This window comes from Streptomyces sp. NPDC054757 (assembly GCF_053612185.1).
Window position 1 is genome coordinate 202246 of record NZ_JBSHBW010000003.1, and the last position, 17810, is coordinate 220055.

Here is a 17810-nt window from a genome sequence, read left to right on the forward strand (position 1 = left end):
CACACGGGCCGGTCAGTCCCCGCTGCGAACAGTGATCCTTCCGTTGTCACTGCGGGCGGTGACCGAGTGGTGACTGGCGTCGTCCGTGGGCACACCGACCTGGGTGCTCCCGTTGCGCGCCTGGGTCCTGACCTTGTACGCGAGCCCCGCCTTCCGGGGCAGCGTGATCTCGACCGACCCGTTGTTGCTGACACCCTCCACCCGGTCGGGAACCGAGGCGAGCGCCAGCCGGATCCCGCCGTTGCTGGAGTCCGCCGCGACCTGCCCGGACGAGATGCCGGTGGCGTTGATGCTCCCGTTGCTGCTGTTCAGGTCGAGGGCTCCGCTGGAGTCCCGGACGGTCACCTTGCCGTTGGACGAGCGGAGCTTCAGCGCGGTGTCGAACCCGGTGGCGGTCACGGACCCGTTGCTGTCGCTCAGCACCACGGAGACCCCGCGCGGCACCTCGATCCGGTGCCGTGACTCGCAGTTGCTGATGACGGCGCTGCACTTCACCTTCAGGGTGAGCGTGTCGTCCCGCATCGACCAGGAGGCGTGGGGTCCGCTCCCCATGAAGACCCATCCGCCGACGTGCCGTGTGACCTGCACGGACTTCACATCGGCCGGCACCAGCTCGATGGCCGAGTCGTCGGTCCGGACGGTCAGCGTCTTCCCGCTGAGCGCGAAGTCCTTGTGCTCGGCGGGGGCGTCCGAAGCATCCGAGCCGCACCCGGTGAGGGCGATGGAGACAAGAACGGCCCCGCCGGCCGCGACCAGCGTACGAGTACGGAGTGCCACGTAGATCATTCCCCCAGATCGAACCGAACCTGCCGAAGGCCCCCAACGGTACGGACGCCTCCCGTCCCGGCACGATCCAGCGGCCCACCGGACCGGGGGTGGGGTTATCCCCAGGGCGCGGGGCCGGGCGCGGGCCGGGCGCAGGCGTCGGTGGCGCGCGCGGGGGCGCGTGCCCCGGGGTGTTCCATGGCCCGTACAACAGGTTTGCGAGCGGGGGGTCAGGGCCATGTACCCTGTTGCTTCATCCACGGGTGCGTAGCTCAGGGGTAGAGCGCTGCTCTTACAAAGCAGATGTCGGCGGTTCGAAACCGTCCGCGCCCACCAGCCAGAACGCCCCCGCAGCGAGTCGCTGCGGGGGCGTTGACGGTAGTAGCTGACGGCGGTTCATTCCTGACGGCACACCCGGGGCTCGGGTCTGAGGACCAGTGGACGCCGAGAGATGTGGTATCGGTCCGGTGAACCTAGGTCAGAGGGATGCAGTTTCCCCTACTCTGAATGCGATATCTGCACGTCGCGGTGTTGATCGGTGGGGGAATATGAGCGATCAGAGAGACTGGTTCACCTGGACGCCGGCGGTCGCCACGGAAGCGGCATGCCGATTTTATTCACAGCATACGCGGGATGTGCAGTATGCCGCGTCTGCGAGCCTGATCCTTGAGCACTACGAGAAGCTTGTGCGTGGCATTGGATCTACCTTTTCGCATGTTGCCCCGGATGGGGACCCGGAGAAGATTTTTCCGGAATTCTATTCCAATGTGAGAGGCATGAAAAAGACCGTCGAAAAACTTGCTCCGGTTTCTGCTGAATTCGGAGTTACGCGGTCTGTGGAGAATTTTCTCGTATACGTTTCTGATGTGATTTCAGAGGTTCTCATAGTCTGTCCTAGCCTCCTGAAATCCCAGGAGCAGGTGACGTTGGAAGACGTACTCCAGCACGGAACAATCACTGAATTTGTGTCGTGGGCTGCCGAAAAGCGTGTTGCCCAACTATCCTTCCAGGGTCTGGATGATATTGCACAGTACGTCACCAAGCGCCTAGGGCTGAACTTGCATCAGGATGAGGATGACTGGGTCAGCCTGAAGAAGGGTATTCAGTTGCGTAATCTGATCGTTCATAGGCGGAGTCGTGTGGATGAGCGATTTATTCGATTGACCGGAGAGAAGGGGCTAGTTAGAGGTAGTTCCTATCCGACGACTATGCCTGACTATGTCCGCACTGCCCGAAGCGCAATGAAGATTGTCAGCGAATTCGATGCAAAAGTGGCTCAAAAATTCCCGGTCGAGCGGCGATCGACAGTGGATGAAGATTGGTATAGCGAAGGTCGCTGGGGGCCAGATGGTCGTAAAGCTAAGTCTGGGCCGAGTAGCTCTTCCGTGTAATCCATCCGCTGTGAACGAGGCATCGCCGCCTGTGTTTCGCGCTTGCAGGCGGCGATGCCTACATTCAGGAAGTTGGGTGCCGTCGCCGTAGGAGGCGATCCATGTGACCCATTGCTTCCCGCCGGTTGTCGTCGGACACGTGGGTGTAGATGTTCATCGTGACAGCAATTTGCGAGTGCCCGAGAATTTCCATCACGACCCGCGCTGGCACGCCAGCGGCGGACAGGAGCGTGGCGCACCCGGGCCGTGCGTCGTGCAGGCGAACGCGGCGCAGCCCGGCGTCCTCCGTAATGCGTTCGAATGACCGGCTGAGGTTTCTCGGCTCGATCGGTCGCCCGGTTTTGGTCGTGAACACGTAATCGCTGTTATGCCAGGCATGCCCTGCGGTGAGGCGCTGCTCGCTCTGACGAAGACGCTGCCAGCGCAGCGGCGCCACGCACATGAGCGGTACGGGGATGGCTCGCGTGCTGCGGTTCTTCGTGGAGTCTGCGTACAGCTCCTTCTGTACCCGCTGGATTTGGTTTCGCACAGTGAGCGTGCGGCGCTCCAAGTCGATGTCTGACCAGCGAAGCCCAAGGACTTCTCCTCGCCGCAGCCCCAGAGCCACGGCCAGCATGAACGCTGTATACAGCGGATCCTTCCTCGCGGCCTCCAGGAAGGCCGCCGTCTCCTCCAGGTCCCGTGGCTTCAGCTCCCGCGACGCCACACGTGGGGCAGGAACGAGCTTTGGAGCCGATTTGCGGGATCAGGTAGCGGCGTACGTGGGTCTCGTACTTGGCGTACGTCGTCTTCTTGTTGTCGTCCCTGACGAACTCCTCCAGCCAATAGGGCAGCCATTCGGAGAGCCTGGCCGAACGGGTGGGCGTCGGGACGCCTTGCCGGTCGCGCAGGACTAGGGCCTGTCCGGCGGATCATGTGACTGTCGGGCTGGCTCGTCGTTGTGCTCGGCATGGGGCGGGGTGATCTGACGAATGCGGAGTGGGTGCGGCTGGAGCCGCATCTGCCGTCCGCCGGGCGACGCGGCGGTCGTTGGAGCGATCACCGAAAGGTGGTCAACGGGATCCTCTTTCGCGTGCGGACCGGCATGCCGTGGCGGGATCTTCCCGAGCGTTTCGGCAGCTGGAAGACCGTTTACGAACGGCACCGCCGCTGGTCGGCAGACGGCACCTGGGACCGGATCCTGCGTGCCATCCAGGCTGACGCCGACCTGGCTGGCCGGCTCGACTGGACCATGGTCAGCGTCGACTCCACCTCCTGCCGAGCCCATCAGCACGCGGCCGGGGCCCGCAAGAAGGCACCACACGTCCCGAAAAAAGATCGATGCCCCGAAACCACCGACCCGACGAAAGGCTCGGACGGTCCCGGGGCGGCCTGACCTGCAAAATCCACCTCGCCGATGGGGGAGGTTGCCGCCCGCTGGCCTTCCTGGTGACACCGGGCCAGTGGGGTGACGCACCGCAGATGATCGAGGTCCTGAAACGGATCCGGGTCCACCGCCCTCAGGGCGGTCACCCGCGAACCCGGCCGGACCACGTCGGTGGCGACAAGGCATACAGCTCGCGGCGCAACCGCCGCTACCTGCGCAGACGCCAGATCAAGCACACGATTCCCGAGCCGAAGGACCAGCGAGCCAATCGCAAGCGCCGCGGCAGCAAGCGCGGTCGGCCCACCGGCTTCGACAGCGAGATCTACAAGCGCCGCAACGAAGTCGAACGGACGATCAACCGGCTCAAGAACCACCGGGCCGTCGCCACTCGTTACGACAAACGCGCCTACGTCTTCCACGGCACCGTCGCCACCGCGGCGATCCGGCTCTGGCTCAGGGGCTGAGTAGACCTGCTGTCTCAGTCCCCGAGGAACCACAGGTAGAGGTGGTGTCCGTCGAGAACCGTCTGGCCCAGGTCCAGAAGCTCACGCGCGAACTCCTCCGTGACCACGCCGGGAGGCAGACCCGGCACTTCGGCCAGCAGGGTGGCCACCTGGCGACTGTTGAAAACAGTGTCTGCATAGGGCAACAGGTGCCCCAGCATCGGAAACACCGACTCGTCGAGACCCGCCAGCTCCGGCCCCCAGACCACACCGTGCTTGGCGCGAGCCTCGATCGTGCCGACCTCGCTGCGGACCTGGAGATTAATCATGCTTCGAGCCTACGGCTCCAAGATCCGCCGGAGCACCTAACACCCCGCTACGTATCTCCCGATCCGGCGACCAGCGGGCGAACGGCCTCTTCGCTCGGTTGGACTCCAGTTCTACGAGCTTCCTCCGGATCGCATCTCCCGGCCGATTCCCCACCAAGTCCTCTTGCAGCACAGCTACCTACCCCCCCTCGGTTTGGGAGTCCACCGCACCACGCCCCCGCAGAGGTGCCAAGACACCGATTCCGGCTACCGAGAGCTGTTACAGGTTTCTCTACCTCATCAAGGCACCCGGCTGCGCTCCGCTCCGCCGGGCGCGCTTCCCGGCTCTGGCTGCGCCCGCGCTCCTACCTTCGGCCCGCTCGGCGCTGCCGCCGCCGACGCGCGCCCGCTGTGTAGGCCCGAGGGGCATGAGACGAGAACCAAGCCCGCGGCTTCAAGACGATGCCTCCGGCGGGGGCGCTCAGACTCTGGGATGGGGGGGGGGGGGCTCCGTTCGCGAGTGCCGGCCGGAGCGTGGCGAGCGTCGTGGGACGCCCACCCCGACCACCTTCGACCCAGGCATAGCCGAGCAGTCGAGTCCCAGGGCGTCAAGGTCGTTCGTACGGTGGTGCGCTCCACCTTGACGCCCTGAACCACGCCCGCTCCACGGTGTGTGGGTCGAAGGCGGACGGGATGGGGGCCGGAGTGAGTGGTACGTTCACGGGAGGGACTCCGCAGCCTATTCGGCATATAGGATCCATCTATAGCTTCCAAACCCGGTCCAGCGCGTCGGTCGCCAGAAAACGCGATCTTTCCTCGATCTGGGCATCAGACGGGAAGGCGTCGGAGTTCGCTTCCCACGCTTCGAGCTCCGTATCGAAAAATGCCCTTCCCTTCCTAAGCGCCTCAGCCTTAGAAGACAATGGTGCATCCCCAAGGGCACTGTTTAGACGGTTGGTGAGTAGCGTCAGATTACCAATCGAGTAGACCGGGTCGAGATGGTTCTTGGAGGCCACAGACTGAGGCTTGATGTGCTCAATTGACCAAGTCGCGAGATTCTGGCCCGCGGGCAATAGCCCTTCCAGTTTCGCAAAAGACATCAGCACATAAGCGATGAAGATTTTACGAGATCGGAGCTTCTGCGCCTGATTCAACTGAAGCGACGGGGCGTAGAACAGCGAACAAAATGCTTGAACAGATCTTGTGCGGTCGGGCAGGCTTGTGCGAAGTTTTTCTTTCAAGTCCTCGATAGCCACCGCCACATCGGTGGAGGAGGTAGCGCTCTCCAAGCGAACAGCAAAGCGGTTATATCGGCTTCGAGTTCCGCCAGTAGATCCGCTATTCGTGAGCGCTGTGTACTGAAAATGGAAGGCTTCAACTAGCCTAAGAACTTCGATGACCTGCGCTACCTTGAGCAACCTTGTTTCGCGGAACTTGCGAGCCACTGCAAGTACCGTGGAGTTCGCTACAGAGACATTGAAAAGTGCAAGCGCGCGAACACTGTCAACGAATTCTGGAACGGCGAACGCATTTCGTAGGCCACGAGATTTCGGCTGCACCTGCACATTTTCAGCCTCAAGCCATTGATAAGTTTCCGCATCGCGTTCGAGTTCCCGCAGATATGAAAGATGTGCGTCTGGACCTGCACTCACGATACGGCTAATCGCTTTGAATAGTTCGGGCTCCTTTACCGCCTCGCGACGAGAGTTCCAGGACTGCCAAATAAATCTGTCGACGACATCCGCGCTAACGCGCCCTAGCTGAACACTGTCTACTACTCGTTCCCAGCGACTTGCAACCGCTCTCCTGTCGTCGGCATCTGTAGAGCTTCCGCGAATCAGGAGATTCTTGACCAGGTCTGACAGTCGCAAGTCAGATCCACGCGTATTCAATGTCTCGAAGACCAAGAAGCCGTCTTCCTCGGATGCCAGCTCAACCTGAATCACCCGCGCTTTCAAAGCGTTTGAGCGAATCAATTTTAGATGCTCAACTTGCCCATCTGGCGTCAATCCCTTGAGGGCGGAAAGGATTTTTTCCTCGAAGAAGGAGCGCGCCTCCCCAATTCGCTCGGCGCTTTTATTCCACTTTGCCCCCGATGGTATGGCATTTGGATTCTGGATCTCTTCGTAAAACATGCTCTCGGGTCGGCGCAAAACTGGATGGCTCTTACCGTCGTCATCCTTGACGACCAAATACTTCTGGGTGCTTAGGGCCTGACTGCTGGCTACGCCGGCATCAAAGCTGGCAACGTTGGCGTGCTTATTAGCTACTTCATCAAGTGCATCACGCACAACGGACAGAAGGATTGCGCTCGTGGTTAGTCGTTGTTGACCGTCAATAATGGAATAAGTGTCGCTAAATAGGTCTCTTTTCTTGCTGACCCACGTTACCGTGGATCCGAAGAAAAAGTCGCCTTTCGCTAGGATTACGTCGTCCCAAAAATCGACGAGCTGATCTCGTGACCAGCTGTATGGGCGCTGGAAATTGGGGACTTCGTAAAGGCATTGCTGAAAGCAGGTCTGTATGGTCTTCGTCTTGCTCTCAATTGGAATAAGGTCGCTGCTCGGATTCGCCTCGGACATTCCTAGCCTCCATGCCATCCACTGACTCTGCTGCGAACGGTATCGCAAGACCAAGCTACTGGGCATACGTTTTGGATGAAGAGTCAACGGCTTGTGCTGCCTGTCCTGCAGCCTTGCCTCCTGGCCCGGCGCTGAAGTCGCTATCGATGGCGTGAGTCACCGCCCTGTGTCGAAGGGCGAGAGTGTAGCCCGGGCTCGGTCCTACGATCCTTCTATGCGAAGAGGAGCGATCACGCGAGAGTCCGTGCTTAAGGTCTTGGCGGAACATGACGAGTTGGGGCGTGACGTCTTCCTGGCGAAGTACGGCTTCGGGGAGGCGCGGTCCTACGCCTTGGTCCACCAAGGTCGGGAGTACGACTCCAAGGCCGTTGCGGGGGTGGCTCACAAGTGGGATCAGGGGCGGGCCCTCAGGCCGGACGAGTTCAGCGGCGGCAAGGATCACGCCGCGGCGTGGCTCAAGCGGGTGGGCTTTCAGGTCAAGGCGATCAAGAATCCGGACTGGGCTCGCGACGAGATCATCCTTGCCTGTCAGCTCGTGATGGGGAACGGTTGGAAGGGGCTGGATGCCGGCGATGGCCGGGTGGTGGAGCTGTCCGCCCTGCTCCAGTTGCTTCCCATCCACGCTGAGGCGGACCGAAACGAGAAGTTCCGCAACCCCAACGGCGTCGCTCGTAAGACGTTCGATATTGCTACTCGGCACCCGGAGTACCAGGGGAAGCCCACCAACGGCGGTGCACTGGATGCCGCCGTCCTGCGCGAGTTCCTTGCTCGGCCGCAGGCGATGACCGAGGCCGCGAGGCTGATTCGGCAGGGCATTGCGACCGGCGACTTGCAGTCCTTCGTGCCGACCGAGGAAGAGGAGTTCGGCGACGACTTCAGCGCGCCTGAGGGGCGGTTGCTCATGCGCTGGCACAGGGCGCGCGAACGGGACAGGGGCCTGCGCAAGAAGAAGATCGCTTCTGTTCTTCAACTTGGCGGACAGCTCGCTTGCGAGGCTTGCGGCTTCGACTTTGAGAAGTTCTACGGGGACCGCGGAGCCGGGTACATCGAGTGCCATCACGTCCTGCCCCTGCACGTAGCTGGGGAAAGCCGCACCAAGCTCAGCGACCTGGCCCTCATCTGCGCCAACTGTCACCGCATGATCCACAGGCAGGCGCCGTGGCCGACTCCTGAGGAACTGCGTGCCTCGATTGAGCAGAAGCATGCAAACGACAGACGTGCTGCCGCGGCTTTGTCGCGACCGCGCAGGCCGGTTGACGAGCAGGTGCCGAACCCATGAGCTGACATCCACTCCTGACATCAACGTCGTTGCACAACGACAGACCTGGAGAGCCCTGGACGGCAACCACGGACGAGCCTGCCAGGTCGCGTAGGCGGCTCCGGTCGAACCTACAAAGCAGATGTCGGCGGTTCGAAACCGTCCGCGCCCACCAGTGCGAAGGCCCCCAGCCGATCATGGCTGGGGGCCTTTGGCATCCACTTCTGACATCACCGGGCGTGGTCACCACGGTTGGGACGCTGCCGCTTCAGCATGCGGTCGAGGTGACTCACCGCCTCGCGCCGCGTGTCCTGGACGACGCGTAAGGGGAGTCGGTATTGGCCCCTCCGAGATTGGCCCCCGAGTGCCTGTCTGTGGGCAGGCGCCCTTGGTTCGGTTCAGATCGATAGGGCCTGTCCTTCGTAGGACAGCCTCAGCAGGTCTTGTCGCCGCTGGCCGAGGTACCAACTGGCGGACTGATCCAGGTCGATGGTGGTTCTGATGACGGCGGTGCTGCCGGAGGTCACCTCTGCGAGGACCTCTCCTCGCGGGGAGATGATCATGCTGGGGCAGTGCTGGTGAGGGTCCGCGACGTTCGCCGCCAGGACGAACCGCTGGTTCTCTGCTGCGCGACTGATGAGGTGGCTTCTCCAGACTCCGGCCGGCTCGGCTGTATTGACTGCGTGGGTGAGGTAGATGAATGCCTGAGCTCCGCTGTCGGCAAGGTGCTGCCACTGCTCGGGGAAGCGGATCTCCCGGCAAATCTGGACACCGAGCCTGACTGGCCCGCCAGCCATGGGGATGGAAAGCGTGGAGAGGTCCGTCCCGGCTTCCAGTCGGCCGCGTTCGTGCATCGCCAGGTTGATCTTCCGGTAGATCCACCTGGCGCCGTTGGGTGAAAAGTAGACGGCGGCGTTGCTCCAGACTCCCCGGTCGAACAACAACGTGCCGCAGAACAGATGGATGGCGTTTTGTTGTGCCAGGTCAGCAACTCGGTCTGTGGCGTGTGCCAGGGCCGGAGTGTCGAGGTTGGCCAGGGCTGAGAGGTCGGATCCGTAGCCGGACAGTGCGCCCTCGGGCAGGACGACGATGTCGTCGGGTCGGGTCTCGGCCAGGACCTCGGAGATCAATTCCAGATTCCGCTCAACGTCCCACGTGATAGGGAACTGCGCGACCGTTAGGGATAACTTCACGAATCCTTCTTCCGACGGCTGAACTCGGTAGCGTAGGCGGACCAGTCCTCACTCGGTACCTGCCCCCACTGGGCGGCCACTCTGATGTGGAATCCGAGCATCCGGGCGAGGATCGCAAGAGCTCGGACGGCCTGCGGAGCCGTGACCGCGACTGTGCGTGAGTGGAGTGACGAGGAGGGGTGGGGTGTCCTCGACTCGCCCCAGACCCCCGGCGGATGTTTCGGCCACTATGCCGACATCCAGGCGCTTGGATGTCGCACGCTGCCAGCAGGTCAACAGGTCGATCTGGTCTGGGAGGCACCGGGCTTCAGACAGGACGGGTACGACTACCGCGCCGTGAGCATCGTTCCCAGGTCTGTCTGACATCGACGAGGTTGGAAGGCGGCGTGCGGCAAGCCCCCCCCCGAGCGGCCGTCGGATCCGCCGACGAGCACGTCAGGGGTGTGCCGGCCGGCCATGGCCCTTGCCGAGGGCCCCACGCGGCCAGACCAGGGGCCCGTGGCCGATCGGTTCGTCCGCCAGGCGGCAGGTCGTTTCCGCCACCGGTCGGCGACGGCTTCAGCGTCCCGCCTCGTACAGCAATTGCGTCCGCCGACCCTGGACATCGTGCCGGGCTGAGCGTCAAGTCCGGTATGTGCATGCCATGTTAATCTGACGCGCCAACACATAGTCGACCGCCTGACCAGCCAGGAGTTGGCTCTGACCGGCTGATCCCGACGGCTGGTTGAGTGCTGAGGGGAACGTATGAACAACGGTAAGAAGAAGCTGACCGCTGCTGCCGTTTCGGCGGTGCTTTCGTTGTCGGTGATCGGTCTGACCTGGCACGTGACGGCTGAATCCCATAGGGGCACGAGCAGGACCGTGGCCGGTCAGTGGCCCGATGCGCAGGATTCCTCGGTGACTTACGGGGCGGCCGACGTGACCCCGGCTACTCAGTGGCCCGGGGCTCAGGGCTCTTCCGTCGAGGTCTAGGGCATTTCCTTCGGATCACCGCGCTGACCAGATGAAGATGGCGGCGAGGTGGAGTCCTGAGGGGTGGATGGTGGCGGCCTTGTCGTAGCGGGTGGACGGGCCGTGTCACTGCTTGAGTTTGTTGATGCAGCCCTCGGCCGTGGTGCGTTGCTTGCAGGCGGCGCGGTCGAAAGCCGGTGGTCTGCCGGCTGGGCTGCCGAGGCGTTTACGGGTGGCGGCCCGGTCGGTGGGCTGCGGGATCACGGCCTGGATCCCGCGAGGCATACCCAAGGGGCTCAGGGCATGCCGACAGGGCCCGCAACCGCTGGCAGCGCCTGCCCCCCCCACGCCCGTGCCGCGCCACGGCAGCGCCGAGGCGACGGTCGGGGACACCGTCTGCACTCCCGGCGGCGGCGCAGCCGGTGGGCACCGTCGCCGGGAATGACGCTTGCGGGCCGCCCCGGCTGAGGGCTCCGGCACCGCGCCGCTGTGGGCGAGGACGGCCGCCCCGGACCCCTGGGCGCCAGGACCCCAGGACCCCAGGAAGGCTGCGGGGAGGCCCCTCGGTCAGTCAGGAGTGCTGCGGATCGTCGGCGCTGCGGCCGTAGCGGGCGAGCATCGTCGTGACCGCCTCGTCGACGGCGTGGCCGATGTCGGCAGGTGCGGGGCTCCAGTCGGCGAGCAGCATCCGCGGCCACAGGACGTAGTTGGCGATCATGCCGAGGAACTGGTTGGTGGCGCTCTCCGCGTCAGGCACCACCGCGGTGCCCGTGGCGTGCTGGGCCTCCAAGTAGTGCTGGACGGAGATGAAGTAGGGCAGCTTGCCCAGCTCGAACTGAGCCCGTCCCAGTTCCGGGAAGCGCGGCAGTTCGGCGATGACGATACGGAAGAGGGCCGCCATCGCGGGCCGGCCGATCAGGTCGGCGTACTGGCGGCCGATCGCGCTCAGGCCGGCGCGCAGGTCACCGGGGTGCGTCGCGGGCGCCACCGGGTCCGGACCGCCCTTCCAGTACTCGGTGACGATGGCTTCGAAGAGCGCCGCCTTGGTGGGGAACTGCTTGAACAGCGTGGACTTCGAGACGGCTGCTTCCTGCGCGATCTTTGCCAGCGAGGTCCCGTCGTAGCCCCGTTCCAGGAACAGCTTCGTGGCCGCTGCGGTGATCGCCTCGCGCTTGCGCCGAGCGAGGTCTTGATGGTGCGCGGAGAGTCCTGCGGTCATGGGCCCAGTATGACCCATCACGAGGCGAGTCACTTGACTCGCCACTGTGCAGATGTTTACGTGGAAGGGAGGCGAGTCGTGCGACTCGCATTCGTGCGACGGGAGCATTTCCCGTCGGCGTCCTTCCGTTCCCGCCGTTCCCGCAGGGAGAGCATTCATGGAGTCAGGCAAGATCGCATTGGTGACCGGCGGCAATCGTGGGCTGGGCCGGGTCACGGCCCAGTCGCTGGCCCGGCACGGGCTACGCGTCATCGTCACCTACCGCGGCGACGCGGGGGAGGCCGAGGAGACGGTCAGGAGCGTTCAGGAAGCCGGCGCCACGGCCGCCGCACTGCGGCTGGACATCAGCGACGTGGCCTCCTTTCCTGCCTTCGTCTCCCACTTGGCCGCGCAGCTGGAGCGCTGGGACGCGACCCGGCTGGACGTCCTGGTCAACAATGCCGGGATCGGGCTGTTCGGACCGCTGGAAGCGGTCACGGCCGACGACTACGACGCGGTGATGGACACCAATGTGCGCGGCACGTTCTTCCTCATCCAGGCGCTTGCGCCCGTGCTGGCCGACGGGGGGCGGATCATCAACGTCTCTTCCTCCCTCAGCCGCCACACCAGTGCCGGTACCTCGGTCTACTCGGCCTCCAAGGCGGCGGTCGAGGTCCTCAGCCGGACGTTGGCCGTGGAGCTGGGGGCGCGCAAGATCCGCGTCAACGCCATCGCGCCGGGGCCGACCGCCACCGACTTCAACGGCGGCGCCATGCGGGACGACGCGCAGATGCGCGAGGGCCTGAGCGCGCAGACCGCGCTCGGCCGCGTCGGCGAACCGCAGGAGATCGGCGACGCCATCGCCGCGCTCGCCTCCGATGACCTGCGATGGGTCACCGCCCAGCGCCTCGAAGTATCCGGCGGCGCCCTGCTGTAGGCAATGTTGTCGCAATAGCAGGCCCGGGGCGGTACGGGCAGCTCAGGGGGTGGAGCGAGCAGGCGGCTCCGCGGGAGCCGGGGAGCCCGGGGCGGTCTCCTCCTGCCGTGCCGTGTTCCAGGTTCTGCCGACCGCGACGTCGTCCCGGTACCGCAGGAGCAGCATGGCCGCGTCGTCCTGGAGCGGTCCTGCCGTGTGCTGCACCAGGTCCTTGCGCAGGCTCTCCAGCGCGCGCTCGGGATCGTCGTCCCGCAGCAGCCGGTGACGCTCGCCCAGCGGGTAGAAGGTCCCGTCCTGGTCCCTGGCCTCGGTCACCCCGTCGGTGTAGAGAAGCAGCTGGTCACCGGGGCCGAAGGGAACACGGAAGGGCTCGGGCCCGTCGGTTCCGTGGACGCCGAGGCCCAGCGGCAGCGCGTAATCGGCCGGTTCGGGGAAGTGCGCGGAGCCGTCCGCCCGTACGAGGAGGGGCGGCGGGTGACCGTAGTTGAGGAAGAGCGCGCCGCTCTCCGGACTGATCTCGGCGATCAGGGCCGTCACGAACTTCTCGCCCTGGAGCGCCCGGTCCACGGAGCGTTCGACCCGGGCTCCGACCCCCGCCAGATCCGGCTCGTCGTGCGCGGCCTCCCGGAAGGCCCCGAGGACCACGGCGGCGGTCTCGACGGCCTCCAGCCCCTTGCCCTGGACGTCCCCGACGACCACGCGCACGCCGTCCGGGGCGGCCACCACCTCGTACAGGTCACCGCCGATGTGCGCCTCCGCCACCGCCGAGGTGTACGAGACGGCCGCGCGCAGATGACCCGCGGTGTGCGGCACCGGGCGGAGCAGCACCCGTTGGGCCACCTCGGCGATGGAGCGGACGCTGGCCAGCTCCGCCTCGCGGCGCTGGCGCATGACGGCGGCGGCGATCCCGGCGACGGTCACGCCGAGCACCGAGGACATCGCGGTGTAGCCGCGTCTGGCGTGGAAAGCCCCGTCGTGCCAGGCCAGCGAGTAGCAGAGCACGAGCGCGAGCAGCCCGACGACAGCCGTGCGCCGCCAGCCGCCGATCAGCCCGGAGAACGCCGGTCCGAGCGAGATCAGCGGCAGGAACCCGACGGTCGAACCCGCTGAGATGTCCACCCCGGCGACCACGCCCATCACCGCGAACGGCAGGATCGACAGCAGCGACAGCGAGGCAGACGCGGGGCTCTTCTCCTCTGGCACAGCGGCTCTCCGATGGTGTGGCGGGTGATTCGCGGGCGGTCTCGTGTCTCCTCGGTTCTCCAGAGCTGTCAGACGGTCATCCGTGCGGTTCCGTTGCACGTGGGCGCGGGTATGCGCGCCCCCGGGTACGGGCCGGGACACGGCCCCGGCCCCGCCCACCTTAGATGTTTAGACTATGCAACTGTTTCCCTTGCGAAGCATTGGGAGTGGCTGCGCCGTTATGGAATCGAGGCCGGCTGTACGGGCCGTCCGAACACGGGCAAACACGGGCCGTCCGAACACGGGCCGTCCGAACACAGGGCGAGCGGGCCGGACCCGCGTATGAAACCGAACACCCCCATGAGGCAGTCTCTGTTGACGTGTACTCACTCCCGCACCAGAGCCAGCAGAGCACCGCCGAAGGGCACATGATCGTCTGCGGTGACGACGGTCTGGCCCACCGGCTCGCCGTCGAACTGCGTGGTGTGTACCGGGAGACGGTGACCCTCGTCGTCCCGCCTGCCGGGGTCCCGGGCGCCCCGGCGGACACCCAGCTTTCCCCGGTCGGGCGGGCCTCCGCGCTCTTCGGGCGGATGTCGCGCGTCGTCGCCGGACCGTCGTCCGGCGGCTCCGACGCGGTGGCCGACCGGCTGCTCGAAGCCGCCGCCCTGGACGACGACGTACTGGTGCGGGCCGGGGTGGAGGAGGCGTCCGCACTGGCGCTCGTCCACCAGGACGACGAGGCGAACATCCGGGCCGCGCTCGCCGCCCGTCGGCTCAACCCCCGGCTGCGGCTGGTGATCCGGCTCTACAACCGCAAGCTCGGGCAGCATCTGGAGGAACTGCTCGACCAGGCGGCCGCCGTCAGCGCACCGGACATGGGCCGGGGTGAGGTCGACGCCTCCACGACCGTACTCTCCGACGCCGACACCGCGGCCCCCGCGCTCGCCGCGACGGTGGTCGCCGGTACGAGCAAGGTCGTCCAGGCCGACGGGCTGCTGCTGCGCGCGGTGGAGCGGCCGCCCGGCATCCGGTCGGGTCCCGTGGGGGACTCCGGCCTCTGCACCCTGGCGTTGCTCTCGTCGACCACGGGCGACCCGGGCGGCGCCGACGGTTCGGACAGCAGTGGTGAGGACGGCCCCCAGCTCCTGCCCGACGAGGAGTCCGTACGGGCGGCGGCCGGGCGGGGCACCGTCGTTCTGGAGACGGTCTCCTACCGGGGCCCCGATCTGTCCCCGAGCAGGCTGGCCGGGCGCGGAGCGCCCCTCGCGCAGGTGTTCTCGCGACGGCTGCGCTGGTCCCTCCTCGGGATCTTCGTCTCGGTGCTCGGCCTGGCCGTCGCGTCCTGGCTGACCACCGGCGATCCGCCGGTCCACGCCGCGTATCTGACCATCCTCGACATCTTCGCGATCGGCGATCCCGCCATCGGCGAGCCCACCGGCCGCCAGGTGATCCAGATGCTGTCCGGGCTGACCGGGCTCCTGCTGCTGCCGGTGCTGGTCGCCGCCGTACTGGAAGGGCTCGGTACGTTCCGTACCGCCGCCGCGCTGCGCAGGCCGCCGCGCGGGCTCTCCGGCCATGTCGTCCTGCTCGGGCTCGGCAAGATCGGCTCGCGGGTGCTGGCGCGGCTGCGGGAGCTGGACATCCCCGTGGTGTGTGTGGAGGCCGATCCGGACGCGCGCGGGATCGCCCTGGCCCGGCGGCTGCGGGTGCCCATCGTGATCGGCGACGTGACCACGGAGGGCGTGCTCGAAGCCGCCAAGATCCAGCGCGCCCGCGCACTGCTCGCGCTCACCAGCGCCGACATCACCAATCTGGAGGCCGCCCTCTACGCCCGTACGGTGAAGCCCAACCTCCGGGTGTCGATGCGGCTCTTCGACGACGCGTTCGCCTCCGCCGTCTTCCGTACGCTGCGGACGGCCCATCCGCGGGCGGTCACCCGCAGCCGGAGCGTCTCGACGCTGGCAGCACCCGCCTTCGCCGCGGCGATGATGGGCCGGCAGATCCTCGGCGCCATGCCGGTCGAACGCCGGGTGCTGCTGTTCGCCGCCGTGGAGGTCGCGGGCCATCCCCTGCTGGAGGGCCGCACGCTCGGTGAGGTCTTCAGGGAGGGCGCCTGGCGGATCCTCGCGCTCGATCTCGCGGACCCGGACGAGCGCCGCGCCGATCTGTCCGCGCCCCGCTCCTCGTACGGCGGCGACGACCGCAAGGCCGAACTGGTCTGGAACCTGCCGCAGAGCTACGTACTGCGCCCCGAGGACCGGGTCGTCATCGCGGGGACCCGGCAGGGCCTGGCCGATCTGCTGGGCAGGAGGCGGCAGTCCCGCGTCACGTCGGAGCCGTAGGGGGCTGGGCGGGTGCGCGCGGTCGCGCTTCCGGATCGCTCTGTTCCGGAAGCGAAACCGCGACCGAAACCGAAACCGAAACCGAAACCGCGACCGCGACCGCGGCCGGTCCCGGTTTCACCCGGAGGGACACATTCACCCGGATGGACGCGCTCCGGTGGCTGAGCGGGGGGTGCTCACGGAGGGTCGGAGCTGTCACCGGGAGGGCAGTGGCACCGGGCCCACCGCCGGGTCCACCAGGGCCGGAACACCTCACCGGACTGTGGCGGACGTGCGCATCACGGGATTCCCGCCGCAGCCCCCGCGCTCCCGCGCGCCTGTGCGCGGCCGAGAGGAGTCCGCAGTGACCGACGAAGCCGACCGCTCCGCCCCCACCGGCCCGACCAGCCCCACCGGCCCCTCCACTCCCGCCGGCCCCTCCGCCCCCGCCGGCCCCTCCGCCCCCGCCGGCCCCTCCGCTCCCGCCGGCCCCTCGGACCGTTCTGATGCTGCCGGTCGGGCCGCCCCCTCCGTGCCTCCTGTGCCCTCCGACCTCACGGAGCTGGCAGCCGAGGCGTACGTCTACGGGTATCCGCTGGTCTTCGACCTGTCGATGGTGCAGGCCGCGCTCCACGAGGGGTTCGGTTCGCTGCCCTCGGCCTCCTTCAACGAGTTCGCGCACTCCTCGCGGCTCGCCACCCCCGACGCGCGCTTCGTCTCCGTCAACAACGACACGGTGTACTCGATCGCGCAGCTCGACCTCTCCGGAGGCCCGCTGGCGCTGCACGTACCGGACACCCTCGGTGCGTACTACGTGCTGCAGTTCATCGACGCGTGGAGCAACAACTTCGCGTACGTCGGCCGCCGCGCGACCGGTACCGGCGAGACCAAGTGGCTGATCGTGCCGCCCGGTTGGGCCGGTGAGACCCCCGAGGGGATGACCGGGGTGATCGACGCGCCGACCACCGTCGTCTCCCTCACCGGACGCTTCGCCTGCGAGGGCCCCGCCGACCTGCCGCGGGTGCACGGGCTCCAGCGGCGGCTCACGCTCAAGGTCCTCGAAGCCGTCATGCACCACAACTGGCTGCCCGCCCCTGACCCCGATGTGCCGGAGCCGCTGCACTTCTTCGAGAAGCTGCGGGTCTGGATGGCGGCCTTCCCGCCGTCGGCCGACGACCGCGCCTACCAGGACCGTTTCCAGCCGCTGCAACTCCTGGAGGAGGGCCCTTCGCCGTACCGCCACGCGGCCCCGGAACTCGTACACGCGCTCACCGAAGGGCTGCGGCGCGGGGCCTCGCGGGTCGAGAAGGCGAGTCACACCGGAGTGGACGGAGCCCGTCCCCCCGGCGCCTGGGAGATGAATCCGCACCTCTTCGACTACAACCTCGACTGGTTCGGGGTGGGGACCCATGACTCACCGGAGTGGCGCATCGCCGACCGGACGTCGTCGTATCTGACCAGAGCGGTGGCCGCACGGACCGGGCTCTGGGGCAACCACGGTTACGAAGCGGTGTACGCGCACACCTTTGAAGACGCGGACGGCCACTGGCTCAACGGCTCCCGGAAGTACACCCTGCGCTTCGACAGCCCGCCGCCCGTGCTGTCCTTCTGGTCCGTGACCATGTACGACTCACCGGACTACTACCTCGTCGCGAACCCCGCCGACCGCTACTCCATCGGCGACCGCACCCCGGGTCTGGTCTACGGCGACGACGGCTCGCTGACCCTGCACATCCAGAAGGACCGCCCCACCGACCCGGCGGAGGCGGCCAACTGGCTGCCCGCGCCAAGCGGCGACTTCCGGCCGATGCTCCGTCTCTACACGCCGGAGCAGTCCGTCCTGGACGGGAGTTACGAGATCCCGCGCATCACCCCGAAACATGAGCCCGGGGCCGCCTGACACCGTGGGCCG

At 66.3% G+C, this 17810-nt stretch carries 15 protein-coding genes, 1 tRNA gene and 1 pseudogene; 9 read left to right on the forward strand and 8 right to left on the reverse strand.

The genetic code is table 11. The features are described from left to right. Nucleotides 1-12: 12 nt before the first annotated feature. The gene (locus ACWGKJ_RS06060) at nucleotides 13-786 is read right to left on the reverse strand and encodes a DUF4097 family beta strand repeat-containing protein (RefSeq protein WP_385024055.1); all 774 of its coding nucleotides are present in this window, start codon (nucleotides 784-786) and stop codon (nucleotides 13-15) included. 240 nt (nucleotides 787-1026) lie between these two features. On the opposite strand from ACWGKJ_RS06060, the gene ACWGKJ_RS06065 reads away from it, so the two are divergent. Then, nucleotides 1027-1101 (forward strand) — tRNA-Val (locus tag ACWGKJ_RS06065). A 212-nt stretch (nucleotides 1102-1313) separates the two neighbouring features. Next, nucleotides 1314-2156, forward strand: a complete 843-nt coding sequence (locus ACWGKJ_RS06070; RefSeq protein ID WP_385024057.1) for a hypothetical protein — start codon at nucleotides 1314-1316, stop codon at nucleotides 2154-2156. A 64-nt stretch (nucleotides 2157-2220) separates the two neighbouring features. Here the strand turns inward: ACWGKJ_RS06070 and ACWGKJ_RS06075 are convergent. Continuing rightward, nucleotides 2221-3052, reverse strand: a pseudogene (locus ACWGKJ_RS06075) (tyrosine-type recombinase/integrase); the annotation flags it as partial. A gap of 53 nt (nucleotides 3053-3105) precedes the next feature. Here ACWGKJ_RS06075 and ACWGKJ_RS06080 point away from each other — a divergent pair. Further along, nucleotides 3106-3986 (forward strand): IS5 family transposase gene (locus tag ACWGKJ_RS06080; protein WP_385024129.1). Its coding sequence is split into 2 segments (ribosomal slippage): nucleotides 3106-3466 and nucleotides 3466-3986, totalling 882 coding nucleotides; the frame shifts between segments, so codons are not numbered across the junction. Nucleotides 3987-4000: 14 nt separating this feature from the next. Here ACWGKJ_RS06080 and ACWGKJ_RS06085 read toward each other — a convergent pair. Together ACWGKJ_RS06085 and ACWGKJ_RS06090 are read right to left on the reverse strand one after the other, a co-directional pair. Then, complete coding sequence (locus tag ACWGKJ_RS06085; protein ID WP_385024059.1) at nucleotides 4001-4294, reverse strand: hypothetical protein; 294 nt, start codon at nucleotides 4292-4294, stop codon at nucleotides 4001-4003. Between the two features lie 740 nt (nucleotides 4295-5034). Further along, the gene (locus tag ACWGKJ_RS06090) at nucleotides 5035-6855 is read right to left on the reverse strand and encodes a DUF262 domain-containing protein (protein WP_385024061.1); all 1821 of its coding nucleotides are present in this window, start codon (nucleotides 6853-6855) and stop codon (nucleotides 5035-5037) included. Between the two features lie 214 nt (nucleotides 6856-7069). Here ACWGKJ_RS06090 and ACWGKJ_RS06095 point away from each other — a divergent pair, with 214 nt between their 5' ends. Beyond that, nucleotides 7070-8134 carry an HNH endonuclease gene (locus tag ACWGKJ_RS06095; RefSeq protein WP_385024063.1) on the forward strand — a complete coding sequence of 355 codons (1065 nt, stop codon included), beginning with the start codon at nucleotides 7070-7072 and terminating at the stop codon, nucleotides 8132-8134. A gap of 377 nt (nucleotides 8135-8511) precedes the next feature. On the opposite strand, the gene ACWGKJ_RS06100 is transcribed toward ACWGKJ_RS06095, so the two are convergent. Further along, the gene (locus ACWGKJ_RS06100) at nucleotides 8512-9306 is read right to left on the reverse strand and encodes a carbon-nitrogen hydrolase family protein (RefSeq protein ID WP_385024065.1); all 795 of its coding nucleotides are present in this window, start codon (nucleotides 9304-9306) and stop codon (nucleotides 8512-8514) included. A gap of 84 nt (nucleotides 9307-9390) precedes the next feature. On the opposite strand from ACWGKJ_RS06100, the gene ACWGKJ_RS06105 reads away from it, so the two are divergent. After that, nucleotides 9391-9669, forward strand: a complete 279-nt coding sequence (locus ACWGKJ_RS06105) for a S1 domain-containing protein (protein WP_385024067.1) — start codon at nucleotides 9391-9393, stop codon at nucleotides 9667-9669. A 381-nt stretch (nucleotides 9670-10050) separates the two neighbouring features. After that, nucleotides 10051-10278, forward strand: a complete 228-nt coding sequence (locus ACWGKJ_RS06110; RefSeq protein WP_385024069.1) for a hypothetical protein — start codon at nucleotides 10051-10053, stop codon at nucleotides 10276-10278. A gap of 105 nt (nucleotides 10279-10383) precedes the next feature. On the opposite strand, the gene ACWGKJ_RS06115 is transcribed toward ACWGKJ_RS06110, so the two are convergent. Next, nucleotides 10384-10542: a hypothetical protein gene (locus ACWGKJ_RS06115; protein ID WP_385024071.1), complete on the reverse strand. Its 159-nt coding sequence runs from the start codon at nucleotides 10540-10542 to the stop codon at nucleotides 10384-10386. A gap of 286 nt (nucleotides 10543-10828) precedes the next feature. Further along, the gene (locus tag ACWGKJ_RS06120) at nucleotides 10829-11476 is read right to left on the reverse strand and encodes a TetR/AcrR family transcriptional regulator (RefSeq protein ID WP_385024073.1); all 648 of its coding nucleotides are present in this window, start codon (nucleotides 11474-11476) and stop codon (nucleotides 10829-10831) included. Nucleotides 11477-11633: 157 nt separating this feature from the next. Here ACWGKJ_RS06120 and ACWGKJ_RS06125 point away from each other — a divergent pair, with 157 nt between their 5' ends. Then, the gene (locus ACWGKJ_RS06125) at nucleotides 11634-12392 is read left to right on the forward strand and encodes an SDR family NAD(P)-dependent oxidoreductase (RefSeq protein WP_385024075.1); all 759 of its coding nucleotides are present in this window, start codon (nucleotides 11634-11636) and stop codon (nucleotides 12390-12392) included. 42 nt (nucleotides 12393-12434) lie between these two features. Here ACWGKJ_RS06125 and ACWGKJ_RS06130 read toward each other — a convergent pair whose 3' ends face one another. Beyond that, nucleotides 12435-13595: a SpoIIE family protein phosphatase gene (locus ACWGKJ_RS06130; protein ID WP_385024077.1), complete on the reverse strand. Its 1161-nt coding sequence runs from the start codon at nucleotides 13593-13595 to the stop codon at nucleotides 12435-12437. Nucleotides 13596-14002: 407 nt separating this feature from the next. On the opposite strand from ACWGKJ_RS06130, the gene ACWGKJ_RS06135 reads away from it, so the two are divergent. Continuing rightward, complete coding sequence (locus tag ACWGKJ_RS06135) at nucleotides 14003-15919, forward strand: NAD-binding protein (RefSeq protein WP_385024131.1); 1917 nt, start codon at nucleotides 14003-14005, stop codon at nucleotides 15917-15919. Between the two features lie 520 nt (nucleotides 15920-16439). After that, complete coding sequence (locus ACWGKJ_RS06140; RefSeq protein WP_385024079.1) at nucleotides 16440-17798, forward strand: DUF1254 domain-containing protein; 1359 nt, start codon at nucleotides 16440-16442, stop codon at nucleotides 17796-17798. Nucleotides 17799-17810: the final 12 nt, after the last annotated feature.